The organism is Yinghuangia soli (genome assembly GCF_021502675.1).
GTDB lineage: Bacteria > Actinomycetota > Actinomycetes > Streptomycetales > Streptomycetaceae > Yinghuangia > Yinghuangia soli.
In genome coordinates, this window is the sequence record NZ_JAKFHA010000020.1 from 23,636 (window position 1) to 35,868 (window position 12,233).

Here is a 12,233-nt window from a genome sequence, read left to right on the forward strand (position 1 = left end):
GCTCGGCCCGGCCCCGGGGTGCACAGGGGTTCCTAGGCGTCGGACGTACCGAGCCAGATGGCCGTCATGAGGAAGAACACCGCCAAGAACACTCCGGCGGCGACCGCGTTGCGCTTGCGGCCCTTCGCCAGGTCGGTGGCGAGCAGCACCGCCCCGGCGACGCAGGCGCCTGTGATCGGGGCCCAGATCAGGGTCCACCCGAGGATGCCGTCCGCTCCCGGCGCGGGATAGTCGGTCTTCCGGTGCGTGTTCCACGTCCGGATCTGCCCGGTCATGGCCACGGCGATCGTCACGGCAATCGCCGAGAGCAGCCCCGCGAAAGCGAGCTTGATGCGCTTCCGCCGCTGCGCCACCGCCGGCGCAGCCGTCGTCGGAGTGGTCGGGGTGGTCGGGGTGGTCGCGGTAGCCGGGGTGGTCGGGCCGGCCGGCTGTCCGCCGGGACGCCTCGGTGCAGTCACCGAACGGGCGCCCCGCAGCATCGCCGACGCCTCGTCGACACCCGGCCGGTCTGCAGGCTCCTTGGCGAGCAGCGCGGTGATCAGCGCCGCGAGCGCCGGGTCCGCACGTACCAGAGGAGGGTGCTCCTGCAGCACCACAGCGGCCAGCGTCGCCGTCGGGGTGGGACGGCGGAACGGGGAGGCGCCCTCGACCGCCTCGTACAGCGTCACCCCCAGCGAGAACAGGTCCCCGGGCCCGTGGTCCTCGACGCCGTTGAACCGCTCCGGCGCCATGTACTCCGCGGAGCCCACGACGCCGCCGGTGACCGTGAGCCTGGTGTCGGTCTCGTGGACGGCGATGCCGAAGTCGGTGAGCAGCACCCGCCCGTCCGGCGTCAGCAGGACGTTGGCCGGCTTGATGTCCCGGTGCACGATTCCGGCCTCGTGCGCGGCCTTCAGTGCGGCCAGCAGCGCTGCCGCCACCTCGGCGACACGTGCGGCGGGCAGCGGGCCGTCCGTGTGCAGGCGCTCGGCCAGCGAGCCCCCGTCGACGAGATCCATCACGATCCAGGGGGCATCGTCCTCGACGATGACGTCGTGGACGGCGACGATGTGCGGATGCCCGCGCAACTTGGCCGCGTTGCGGGCCTCCCGGGCGGCCCGGGCCAGCCGCTCGTGGTGCTCCCGGTCCGCGGCCCCGTGCTGCGGCAGCCACACTTCCTTGACCGCCACGTCCACACCGAGCACCTCGTCGTGCGCCCGCCAGACCCGGCCGAAGCCTCCGGATCCCAGCTGCCCGACGAGGCGGAACCGCCCGCCGATGATGCGCGCCGTCTGCCTCTGATCCGCCAAAGTCCCCCACTCCTCGGCAAGTTCACCGCCCGGTCAGCCCCCGGAACGACCGGATCCGAGGGTACGGAGACGCGGGGCGCGGTTCAATCGCTTGGCTCCCGGGGTTCGCGTCATGGGCCGGTGTGCAGGTACGCGGCCCACAGGCCGGGGGCCGGATAGCGCCCACGGAGTGTGCGGACGGTGTGGTGCAGCGCTGCCGCGGAGCGGTCCACGTCCAAGCTGCCCGTGCTCGTGCGCAGGTGGCCGTAGAACAAGTCGGCGGCCTCCGCCGACACCTCGTCGTCGATCTTCCACAGTGTGCCGACGACATGCCGGTAGCCCGCGAGTCGGAATGTGAAGGCCAAGTTGATGGCCTCGTCGAGAAGCCGCCGGTTGTGCCCGGTGGCGGTCTCGCATGCGGACAGGTAGGCCAGCCGGGCACCGTCAAGCCGCAGGCGGGTCAGGTCCGCGACGGTCAGTGAGCCGTCCTGCAGGAACAGCCGGCTCGCCGAGGGGTCCTCGCCTTCGGTCACGCCGTGGCAGGCGAAGTGCACCACTGCGAACTCGGGCATGTGCGCGAGCACGGCTGCCCGCGTCGGCTCGGAGTCGGCCCCGGACTCGGACTCGGACTCGGACTCGGCCGCGGATTCGGCTTGGGCCTCGGACTCGGCGGCCGCCTGGAGCAGCAGGTGCGCCGGGAAATGGCCCTGCACGTTTCGTGCTTCCGTGCCCGCGTGCGTCAGGTCGCGCAGTGCGGGCCGGCCCGGGAGCTCCGGGGTGACCGGCAGCGCGACGATCAGCGCGTCCTCCGCCACGGTCGGCACCGGCGAGCGGCGCGTGTGGCTCAACGCGCGGACGGTGGGCGCGTACGACGAGATCACCCGGTCCAACAGGACCCGCCGATCCGCATCGTCGGCCGGATCCGCGTGATGCCCGGCGGCATGCAGCGGCAGCAGGCCGAGAGCACCGCCCGGCACCCACCACACCCTCGGCCACTCCTGTTCCGGCCCCGGCGTCGACGCATGCCCCAGGTGGCCCAGCACCGGCTCGACCGCGACGTCCCAAAGCCATCCCAGGACATCGTGCAGAACACGCTGGGCCGCGACCCGGGCGGCGGGATCATCGCGGCGCTGACTGTCGTGCAGGGCACGGTGGAACTCCCCGACGTGCTCGCCGAGCACATCCGGTCCGAGTCCTGGCAGCGGCACCGCCTCCACGCCGTCCGCGGTGAGCACGAGGGCGTCGCTGCGCCGTTCGTCGATGCTGAACAGCACCACCGCCCCCTGGGACGCCGCGGCGGCCAGTTCCTCGAACGGCGGCGGCAGCGCGAAGTCGGCGAACCCGTCGAGCGCCCGGATGCGCCGCAGCACGCCTTCGTACTTCGCAGCCAGCAGCCCGGGATCCCGCTCCGCCGGGTCCGTCGGACCCACCGGGTCCTCCGAGTCCACGGGTTCCGTCGCCGTCCGGTCCGGCACACCATCCGCCGAGGAGGCGGGACCCGCGTCACGCCCGCCGAGCACCCGTTCGAGCAGCCCTTCGAGCCGGGTGAACTCCTCGGCAAGAGCGGAATCGACCTCGCGCAGATCCGCCAAATCCGCCCGCATGTCCAGCGCCTGCCCCAGCAGAACGCCCCGGCCGGCCTCCAGCAACTGCACGGCCTGCCGTGCGCGTTCCGGCAGCGGGCGGCTCGGATCGTCCAGGGCGAGCGCCGCGGCCTCACCGGCCAGGCCACCGAAGCGCCCCAAGGCCAACTGCCGGTCGCTGCGCCGCAGCTGGACCGGGGATACGTCGGAGAGCAACTCCACAGCCAAGGCTGCGAGTTCCGCAGCTGCCCGCGGGTCGCTGTCGGCGGCCCATTCGGCGGCCGCCCGCGCCGCCACGGCACGTCTCCTGGGAGGTGCGGTCTCCATCCTCGCCACGGTTGCGAACGCCGCCACCGCCTCGGCCAGGAACCCGCTGTCGGGGTCTTCCTCGTGCCGGCTCTCCAGCGCCTTGCCGAGCGTGGTGAGGTACGCCGCGTTGTGCGGGTGCCCTTCCGGGACCGCCGCGACAGCGGCGCGGGCCGCATCGACCGCCGCCGCCAGCGCTTCTGTGTCGGCGAGCTGTTCGAAGCGCTCGTACTGCACCATCGCCAGCGTGTTCAGGTACATGGCCCGGTGCGGATGCCCCTCCGGCGTCATGGCGACCGCCATTTGCGCGGCCTCGATCGCGGTGTCCAGCGCGGCCATGTCGTCCTGCCGGGTCCGCCGCGCCCGCATCGGGTTCGAATACAGCGGGTTGCCGGGGTGGTTGGCGGGAAAATCGGATCCGCTGGGCAGCAGCAGCGCCACCTCCTGCCGGTTGTCGAACCGGGTGCGGAGGACCATGGCCAGGGTGTTGAGATAGATCGCGCGGCTCGGGTGCCCCTCCGGCGTGGCCTCGACCGCCCGGTAGGCCGCCTCGCCGGCCGCGTCCAGGCGCTCTTCGTCGAACGTGCGCTGGAACCCCACCCACAGCGCGGTGGCGAGGATGTTCTGGAACCGGGCGTAGCGGGGATGGCCGGGCCCGACCGCGCCGACGGCACGCTCCGCGAGGCCGATCGCCGCGTCCAGGTCCGCCAGGCTTCCGGTGTGCTCGGAGCGCATGCGCAGCACGGTCGACAAGTTCGCCGCGTGGTCCGCGTACCGGAAGTACGCGTCCGCGACCATGTCCACGGCGCGCTGCCCGGCGTCGACGGCCCGGTTCAGGTCGTCCGGGTCGCTGCCCTGCTCGTAGCGGAACTGGAGAGCGTTGCTGAGGTTCAGCAGGTACGCGCTGAAGTAGTGGTCGTTCTCGGCCGCCGTGTCGACCGCGGCCTGCGCGGAGTCGATCACCACGTCCAAGTCCGCCGGATCGTGTGTCAGTTCGTAGCGGGTCTGCAGGACGGTTCCCACGTTGCTCAGGTAGCTGGGAAGGTCCCGGTCGCCGTCCGCGGCGGCCGCCACGGCTTGCTGGACAGCCTCGACCGCGGCGTCGAGGTCCGCGGCGTGCCGGGTCCGCTGGAAGCGGCCGGCCAGCGCGATGCCGAGGTTGCTCTGCGACCTGGCGCGGTTCGGGTGGCCTTCCGGCGACGCGGCCACCGACTGGTGCAGCGCATCGATCGCCGCGTCGAGGTCGGCGGCCTTCGGCGAGCGTGCGTACCGCATCTGCAGCGCGCCGCCCAGGTTGCTCAGGTACATGGCCCGGTCGGGGTCGTCGTCGCGGCTCGCCTCCGCGGCGTCCCGTACGGCATCGATCGCATGGTCCAGGTCCGCGGGATCCCCGGTCCCCCGGTAGCGGCACTCGAACGCGGCGAAGAGGTCGGCGCTCCGCTTCGCGAACTCCGGTTCCTCGCGGCTCGTATGGCGGACGATCTCCTGCCACACGTACACGGCCCGCGACGCGGCCTCCCGATCGCCGGTCTGCACCACATGGCGCAGCACCGCCGCGGCCGGCCCGTCCGCGGCCAGCTCGACGACGAAGGGCAGCAGCGGCTCCGGGATGCCCTCGACCGACAACCCCGCCGCGAACGCCCGCGCAAACGCCATCCCCGCCCGCGCAGCGTCCCGCTGGTCCTCGCCGTCGTCCTGCGCCGCGAACCGCAGCCAGAGCAGGTTCCCCAGCACGAACGCCACCGGACCGTCCAACGGATCCTCGTCCGACAGCGCTGTCAACTGCTGGATCACCACCGTCGTCTCCGGCGCCAGCGCCGCGGCAAACCCCGCCTCCGGCGAGATCGCGTCAAGCCGCGCCATCCCCGACGCCAGCACCTCGTCCCGCATCCCCACCCCGCCAATCTCGTCCCCGGGCAATGAACTCACCGACCAGCTCGGTTCCGGATGCTCAGACCGGCGAACCAAGAGCCCGCCCCAGAGCGGCCGCCGCGCCCTGCAGATCCGCCACCGGCGCCAAGCGCTCCCCGGACGGCAGGCGGAACTCCCAGCCCGCGGCTGCCATCGACCCGTCCGCGGCCGACACCCGGGTTCGGCGTCCCCGCGCCGCGCCGCCGCCAGCGGCGTCCGGCCTTCACTGGCTCTGCCCCGTTGTTCCCCAAGCCGCCATCAGTCCATCGTCCCCCAACGGCGGCGCCGGGACAGGGGATCGTCGAGATGGGCGGGGCAGGCGAGGGCTCGGGGCCGTGCGGTTCGGGAGTGGGCCGTAGCCTGTCGGCCCAGCGGAACTGGCTATCCGGCGCGGGGGGATGCGCAGCCGGGACGAGGAGGCAAGCATGGCGCGGATGCCGTCGGCCGAGCGGCGCCGGCAGTTGGTCGAGGCTGCGGTGCGGGCGATGGCCAGGGACGGTGTGGCCCGGACGACGACGCGGTCGATCTGCGTGGAGGCGGGCGTCTCGCTGAGCGTCTTCCACTACTGCTTCGACTCGAAGCAGGCGCTCCTGGAGGCGGCGATCGGGTCGATCACCGACAACTTCGTCGCGCTCGTGAAGGCGAACGTGGAGCCGAAGGCGACCCTGCACGACACGGTCCGCGGTGCTCTCGGCACGTACTGGGCGCACGTCACCGCGTATCCGGCCGAGCACATGCTGACCTACGAGCTGACCCAACATGCTTTGCGTGAGCCGGGGTTCGAGCACCTGGCGCGTGCCCAGTACGAGAAGTACACGGCGTCCGGGACCACCCTGCTCGAAGAGGTGTGCACGGTCTGCGAGGTCACGCCGCGCGTGCCGATGGCCGTCCTCGCGCACCTGCTGGCCGCGACGATCGACGGGCTGACCCTGCAGTACCTGGTGCTGGGCGACGAAGCGACCGCGGAGGCGCTGCTCGACGCGACCGCCGCGCATCTGGTGACGCTGATCGGCGGGTAACCGGCGGCCGGCGGCAAGCGGCAGATCCCCTTCAGGTCATTTGACCCGGACTATTGACTCACTCGGCGTTTCCTCGCGATCCTCGGCCCGAGCCGCTGTTACCGCAAGAAACGCCCGGCGGCCCGTGTCCGGCATCATCCCCATGACCGGAGGCATCGCTGACCATGCGTCGACCAACACGCAAACGGGGAAAGCGGTTTCCCCTCGTCGCACTCTTCATCGCCCTGACCACCGCCGTCTTCGGTGCAGGGCCGGTCCCCGCGGCAGGCACCGCCTCGTGGTGGGACCCGACGGCACGCCCCGTCCCCGACTCGCAGATCAACGTCACCGGCGCCCCGCTGACCGGCACCGACGCCCAGGGCAAAGTGCGCGGGTTCGTCGACGCGCACAACCACCTCATGTCCAACGAGGGCTTCGGCGGCCGCATGATCTGCGGGCAGACCTTCTCGGACGCCGGCATCGCCGACGCGCTCAAGGACTGCCCCGAGCACTACCCCGACGGCTCCGGCGCGCTCTTCGAGCACCTCACCGGCGGCGACAACGGCAAGCACGACCCGGTCGGCTGGCCCACCTTCAAGGACTGGCCCGCCAACGACTCGCTGAGCCACCAGCAGAACTACTACGCCTGGGTCGAGCGCGCCTGGCGCGGCGGACAGCGCGTCCTCGTCAACGACCTCGTCACCAACGGCCTGATCTGCTCCCTCCTGCCCCGCGACCGCGGCTGCGACGAGATGGACGCGATCCGCCTGGAGGCCCGCAAGTCGTACGAGATGCAGGACTTCGTCGACAGGATGTACGGCGGCCCCGGCAAGGGCTGGTTCCGCATCGTCCTGGACGCCGCCCAGGCCCGCACCGTCGTCCAGCAGGGCAAACTGGCCGTCATCCTCGGCGTCGAGACCTCGGAGCCGTTCGGCTGCAAGCAGATCCTCGACATCGCCCAGTGCAGCCAGACGGACATCGACCGGGGCCTGGACGAGCTCTACGGGCTCGGCGTGCGCAGCATGTTCCTGTGCCACAAGTTCGACAACGCCCTGTGCGGCGTGCGCTTCGACAGCGGCACCACCGGAGTGGCGGTCAACATCGGCCAGTTCCTGTCCACGGGCACTTTCTGGGCCACCGAGCCCTGCGCCGGCCCGCAGCAGGACAACCCGATCGGCCTCACGGCACCTCCTGCGATGGCCGCGAAACTCCCGCCCGGGGTCGGCGTCCCCTCGTACGCGTCCAACGCCAGATGCAACACCCGGGGCCTGTCCCGCCTCGGGGAACACGCGCTGAAAGGCATGATGCAGCGCGGCATGATGCTCGAACTCGACCACATGAGCGTCAAGGCCGCCGGCCGCGCCCTCGACATGCTGGAAGCCGAGGAGTACCCGGGCGTCATCTCCAGCCACAGCTGGATGGACCTCGACTGGACCGAACGGGTCTACCGGCTCGGCGGTTTCGTCGCCGAGTACATGCACAGCGCCCAGGGCTTCGTCGGCGAGTCCGCACAGAAGGCGGAGCTGCGCAAGAAGTACGGCGTCGGCCTCGGCTACGGCACCGACATGAACGGCGTCGGCGGCTGGCCGGGCCCGGTCGGGCCGGACGCCCCGAACGCCGTCCAGTACCCCTTCCGCAGTTTCGACGGCGGCTCGCTCCTCGACCGCCAGGTCACCGGCCGGCGCACCTGGGACATCAACACCGACGGCGCCGCCCACAACGGACTCGTGCCGGACTGGATCGAGCAGATCCGCCTCACCCCCGGCGGCCCGGGCGTGGTGGACGAACTCTCGCGCGGCGCCGAGTCGTACCTGACCACCTGGAAGGCGACCGAGCAGCACGAAGTCGGCGTCAACCTGGCCGCCGGCCGGCCCGCGTCGGCGTCCAGCACGCAGTGGTGGAACCCCTTCGTCAACTACGCCGCGTGGCGCGCCTTCGACGGCAACCCCGGCACCCGCTGGGCCAGCGAGTGGTCCGACAACCAGTGGCTGCAGGTCGACCTGGGCCGGGTGCACCCGGTCGGCCGGGTCACCCTGGACTGGGAGAGCGCGTACGCCCGCGCCTACCGCATCGAGGTCTCGGAGGACGGCGCGACCTGGCGGACCGCCTGGTCCACGACCGCCGGCGACGGCGGCTACGACACCGCCCAGTTCGCCTCGCAGCAGGCCCGCTACGTACGCGTGCAGGGCGTCACCCGCGGCACCCAGTGGGGCTACTCGCTCCACGAAGTGACCGTGAGCCGGTCGTAGCCTGCGGCCTGTCGCGGGCCGGCATTGCTGCGGCGCATGCATGGCGGACGCCCGGCCGGAACTTCCGGCCGGGCGTCCTCCATGCGCTTCTGCGCTGCTGCGTCGCGGCACCGATCGTCCGCGCGTGCGGGGCAGCGCCGTCAGCTGTCGGCCGATTCCTCTTCCGGAATGGTGTGCACCGCTGCCTCCTCGGCCGACGCGGCGCCTCCGTCGATGCCCACATCACGCGCCGAACCGCCGCTTCCGTCGGCGATCAGCCGACCCGAACGCCGCTCCCCGACCTGCCCGTCCACCGGTTCGCCCGCGCCGCCGGCCAGGTCGCCGATTCCGTCCCCGTCCGCGGTCCCCGCGTCCGGGCGCTCCCGCGCCAGCCGGGAATCGAGCGGCTCTCCGGCCCGCTGCTCGTCCTGCGTGGTGCCGTAGTCCTCGACCGCATAAGGCCGTTCGGGCGGGGAGTAGCCCTGGTCCAGCAAGGCGTCGAGATCCGGCTCGTCGAGTACGTTCTCGGGGTCGAGCGGATCGTCCGGGCGGTCGTTCCCGACGTGCTGCGGCTGGTGGACGTCGTCCCCTCGGCCTGCGTCCTCGGGCATGGCGGCTCTCCCGTCGTCATCCGGCCCCGGCGTCATCCGGCTGTCGTCATCCGGCATCGGCATGCGGCCGGTTTCGCGCTTGCCACCGCGCCGCTACCCGCCCACCCAAGATCCACACGCCAAGATCCACATGCCAAGATCCATACGAGAGCCGCCCACGCGGTTGCGGCGCAGGCCACCGGGTAGCGGCGCGGGTGATCCGCCCGGTCGGACGGGTCCCGGATGCGGCGAGCGCCGCCGCACCGGTGGACCGGATCGCGGGGTGGCCGCCCAGCATGGACGAATACGAGATCCTGATCTTCCCGTACAACGAGCAGGACATGCCCGAGCCCGATCGCGGCCCGGCCGTCCGCTCCGCCCGGGTGCAGCGCACCGGCGAAGAAGGAGTCTCCGGGCATCCGCGCTACAACGGCGCCGGCGTCCAAGCGGAGATCGACCCGGACACCCTTGCCGTGGAGGCGATCACCATCGACGGGGCACACCTCCCCGACGGCTGGAGCGCGCGGGTCGCGGATGCCGCGGAGACATCCTGACTATCGTCCCGTGGCCGGTCACCGGCCCGGCGCATCGAGGAGGACACCATGACTGCCGCCCTGTTCCCCGATACCGGACGCGAGGCCCAGTTGTTCCAACGCTGCCGCAATGCCCCGATGGACGCCCGGATCAGCGCGGAAGACCTCGGCGCCGGAGGCGCGTACGCAGCCTCTCTGGCATGGTCCGGACTCTGTGCGTCCGGGCGGCGGCCCGTCGCCCTTGCGCAGGCGCGCCACCTGGCCATGGAAGCCGCGGACAGCTTCATCGAGCACACCGCCCGCGACCGCCCGGTCGACCCCTCCGACACGCAGGCGGCGAAGCGCCTTGCCGAAACGGCTGTCGGCGATGCCCTGGAGCGCGACTACGGGAACGACCAGGCGTAACCGCACGGCAACCGACGGGAGGCTTACGACGTCCCCGCGGACGCGAGCGGAGCGTCGCGGTACCGGGCGGTCTCCTGGGACCAGGTGAGGTTGCCGCGCATCCAGGAACGCAGACCGTCCAAGTACTGCCGGACGGGCCCGGAGACTTCAGGACGCACCCGGGCTTCCAGAACCAGGTACGCCTGGACCTCGCGGTCGTGCATCTGCGCGGTACGCGCCAGCGCCTCCGCCAACGTCATCCCGTCCTGCGCCATGAGGATCCTCGGCAGGTTGCAGGGGTCGGCCCCGCGCCGGCTCTCCTTGTTCTCCGAGTAGATGTCATTGGCCCAGCACGCCGCGTTCACGGCCATGCGGGTCAGCGCCCGGATGTCACGGTGCGCAAGCTCCTCCTCGTGCAGGACCAGACCGCACGCCGCGTCGATCAGCGCGACACACGTCGGCACCGCCCCGCTGTCCACCCTCATGAAGCAGTACTGCGCCGGCGTGGGCGTCTCCCGCCGGGCCCGGCCGGCGGCCTCCCAGATCTGGGCGAAGAAGTACGCGCGCACCGACGCGGCGAACCGGCTCAACTGGGCAGGTGTGAGCTGCGCACCCAGCCGCTGCCGAATGTCCAGGAGGCTCGCGGCGAAGGGGGCGTCCGAGGGCAGCGGCTCGTCCGGATGGTCGAGGACGTGCAGCAGCCGGGTCAGGAGCAGCGCCAGCTCGCCGGGGTCGCTGCCGGCCGCGGTCTCCTCGGAATAGGCGTCGTCGAAGGCGAAGAGCCACATCATCCAGTCGGCCAGCAGCGGCAGGAAATCGGCGCGCGCCGCGGGAGTGGTCCGCGCCGCCAGCCAGGCGATGCGCGACCCCTCGAAACGGCGTTGCTCGACCGGATCGGCGACGAGGCCGAACCGCGCCATCCACGCGAGCGTGTGCCGTTCGGCCGCCGCGGCCCCGGGATGCACCTCATCGGCAAACGGGCAGGCCAGTTCGGGCAGAGGAGTCACCGTCGTCATGCTGCTCCGATCACGGGAAGGAGCACCGGCTGGGCGCGGTGCCGGGCCGCGGCGCGACACCTGTCGCGGGCGGCCGCTCGTCGACGGAATTTCCCTGCTCGATCACCATCGGCGAAATCCGCGATCACCGGAAAGCCCCGCAAGGTGGGCGCGGGCAGCCCAGGCGCACTCCTTGGTGTGCGCGGGCGCGCATCAGGGGCGCGCATCAGGGGCGCACAGCACTCACACACCGCAGCCGGGCCGACCCCCTGTGCGATGACCCGGCAAGCAAAAGGCGCGGCCACGGCACGAATGCCATGGCCGCGCCCAGCGTCACCGGGCCGCTCAGCCCACGAAGACGATGCTGTGCGTCTCGTGGTGCGCCACGACCGGCCACACGACCGCGGTGCTCGACGTCGAGTGGTCGACGAAGACGTCGGCCGAGGCAGCCGGCGCCGACACGGTCAGGGCGGCGACGGCAAGGGCGGCAGCGGCACAGATGCGCTTGATGTTCATGAGCAGAACTCCTCCTAGCAGGGGACAGTTGCCTCCTGAAGGCTCTACCGGCGACGCGCCCAAACTGCCGTATTGCGCTGAGCGGGGGCGTGTCGAATCTCCTTCTAGACTTGCGCCATGCCGGACACGCAATACGAAGACCTGCTCCGCCACGTCCTCGCCACGGGCACCCGCAAGGAAGACCGCACAGGGACCGGGACGCGGTCGGTCTTCGGCCACCAGCTCCGCTACCCGCTGTCCGACGGCTTCCCGCTGATCACCACCAAGAAGGTCCACTTCCGCTCGATCGCGTACGAGCTGCTTTGGTTCCTGCGCGGCGACTCGAATGTCTCCTGGCTGCGCGAGAACGGCGTCACGATCTGGGACGAATGGGCGGCACCGGACGGCGACCTCGGTCCCGTCTACGGCGTGCAGTGGCGCTCGTGGCCCGCCCCGGACGGCCGGCACATCGACCAGATCGGCGAAGTCCTGCGTACGCTGCGCGAAGACCCCGACTCCCGCCGCATCATCGTCTCGGCCTGGAACGTCGCCGACATCCCGCGGATGGCGCTCGCGCCCTGCCACGCGTTCTTCCAGTTCTACGTCGCGGACGGCCGGCTGTCCTGCCAGCTGTACCAGCGCAGCGCCGACCTGTTCCTCGGCGTACCGTTCAACATCGCGAGCTACGCCCTGCTGACGCACATGATCGCCGAGCAGGTCGGCCTCGGCCTCGGCGACTTCATCTGGACCGGCGGCGACTGCCACATCTACGACAATCACCAGGACCAGGTCCGTACGCAACTGGCGCGCGACGCACGACCGTTCCCGACGCTGAGCCTCAAGCCGGCGCCGAGCCTGTTCGACTACGACTACGACCACTTCGTCCTGGACGGCTACGACCCGCACCCTGGCATCAAGGCACCTGTGGCGGTGTGACCGGCC

General features: G+C 71.6%; 10 protein-coding genes. 5 read left to right on the top strand and 5 right to left on the bottom strand.

Annotated elements, in window-relative coordinates:
* Positions 1 to 32: 32 nt before the first annotated feature.
* Together LZ495_RS27730 and LZ495_RS27735 are read right to left on the bottom strand one after the other, a co-directional pair.
* Entirely contained in the window at positions 33 to 1,289 is a 1,257-nt protein-coding gene (locus LZ495_RS27730) for a serine/threonine-protein kinase (RefSeq protein ID WP_235055648.1), read from the bottom strand.
* Positions 1,290 to 1,399: 110 nt separating this feature from the next.
* Complete coding sequence (locus tag LZ495_RS27735) at positions 1,400 to 5,047, bottom strand: CHAT domain-containing protein (protein WP_235055741.1); 3,648 nt, start codon at positions 5,045 to 5,047, stop codon at positions 1,400 to 1,402.
* Positions 5,048 to 5,493: 446 nt separating this feature from the next.
* On the opposite strand from LZ495_RS27735, the gene LZ495_RS27740 reads away from it, so the two are divergent.
* Together LZ495_RS27740 and LZ495_RS27745 are read left to right on the top strand one after the other, a co-directional pair.
* Positions 5,494 to 6,087: a TetR/AcrR family transcriptional regulator gene (locus LZ495_RS27740; protein WP_235055649.1), complete on the top strand. Its 594-nt coding sequence runs from the start codon at positions 5,494 to 5,496 to the stop codon at positions 6,085 to 6,087.
* 164 nt (positions 6,088 to 6,251) lie between these two features.
* The gene (locus LZ495_RS27745; protein ID WP_235055650.1) at positions 6,252 to 8,315 is read left to right on the top strand and encodes a galactose-binding domain-containing protein; all 2,064 of its coding nucleotides are present in this window, start codon (positions 6,252 to 6,254) and stop codon (positions 8,313 to 8,315) included.
* A 140-nt stretch (positions 8,316 to 8,455) separates the two neighbouring features.
* Here the strand turns inward: LZ495_RS27745 and LZ495_RS27750 are convergent, their stop codons facing one another.
* Positions 8,456 to 8,905, bottom strand: a complete 450-nt coding sequence (locus tag LZ495_RS27750) for a DUF5709 domain-containing protein (RefSeq protein ID WP_235055651.1) — start codon at positions 8,903 to 8,905, stop codon at positions 8,456 to 8,458.
* A gap of 275 nt (positions 8,906 to 9,180) precedes the next feature.
* Here LZ495_RS27750 and LZ495_RS27755 point away from each other — a divergent pair, with 275 nt between their 5' ends.
* Both LZ495_RS27755 and LZ495_RS27760 read left to right on the top strand, forming a co-directional pair.
* Positions 9,181 to 9,438, top strand: a complete 258-nt coding sequence (locus tag LZ495_RS27755; RefSeq protein WP_235055652.1) for a hypothetical protein — start codon at positions 9,181 to 9,183, stop codon at positions 9,436 to 9,438.
* A 48-nt stretch (positions 9,439 to 9,486) separates the two neighbouring features.
* Complete coding sequence (locus LZ495_RS27760; protein WP_235055653.1) at positions 9,487 to 9,822, top strand: DUF3759 domain-containing protein; 336 nt, start codon at positions 9,487 to 9,489, stop codon at positions 9,820 to 9,822.
* Positions 9,823 to 9,845: 23 nt separating this feature from the next.
* On the opposite strand, the gene LZ495_RS27765 is transcribed toward LZ495_RS27760, so the two are convergent.
* Together LZ495_RS27765 and LZ495_RS27770 are read right to left on the bottom strand one after the other, a co-directional pair.
* A complete protein-coding gene (locus LZ495_RS27765; RefSeq protein ID WP_235055654.1) occupies positions 9,846 to 10,808 on the bottom strand; it encodes a terpene synthase family protein in 963 nt (320 codons plus the stop codon).
* A 333-nt stretch (positions 10,809 to 11,141) separates the two neighbouring features.
* The gene (locus LZ495_RS27770) at positions 11,142 to 11,312 is read right to left on the bottom strand and encodes a hypothetical protein (RefSeq protein WP_235055655.1); all 171 of its coding nucleotides are present in this window, start codon (positions 11,310 to 11,312) and stop codon (positions 11,142 to 11,144) included.
* 117 nt (positions 11,313 to 11,429) lie between these two features.
* On the opposite strand from LZ495_RS27770, the gene LZ495_RS27775 reads away from it, so the two are divergent.
* Positions 11,430 to 12,227, top strand: coding sequence for a thymidylate synthase (locus LZ495_RS27775; RefSeq protein ID WP_235055656.1), 798 nt, complete (start codon positions 11,430 to 11,432; stop codon positions 12,225 to 12,227).
* Positions 12,228 to 12,233 lie beyond the last annotated feature (6 nt).

Coding starts and splice junctions, on each gene's coding strand:
- LZ495_RS27735 (WP_235055741.1), bottom strand. CDS start 5,047: ATGCGGGACGAGGTGCTGGCGTCGGGGATGGCGCGGCTTGACGCGATC.
- LZ495_RS27740 (WP_235055649.1), top strand. CDS start 5,494: ATGGCGCGGATGCCGTCGGCCGAGCGGCGCCGGCAGTTGGTCGAGGCT.
- LZ495_RS27745 (WP_235055650.1), top strand. CDS start 6,252: ATGCGTCGACCAACACGCAAACGGGGAAAGCGGTTTCCCCTCGTCGCA.
- LZ495_RS27750 (WP_235055651.1), bottom strand. CDS start 8,905: ATGCCCGAGGACGCAGGCCGAGGGGACGACGTCCACCAGCCGCAGCAC.
- LZ495_RS27755 (WP_235055652.1), top strand. CDS start 9,181: ATGGACGAATACGAGATCCTGATCTTCCCGTACAACGAGCAGGACATG.
- LZ495_RS27760 (WP_235055653.1), top strand. CDS start 9,487: ATGACTGCCGCCCTGTTCCCCGATACCGGACGCGAGGCCCAGTTGTTC.
- LZ495_RS27770 (WP_235055655.1), bottom strand. CDS start 11,312: ATGAACATCAAGCGCATCTGTGCCGCTGCCGCCCTTGCCGTCGCCGCC.
- LZ495_RS27775 (WP_235055656.1), top strand. CDS start 11,430: ATGCCGGACACGCAATACGAAGACCTGCTCCGCCACGTCCTCGCCACG.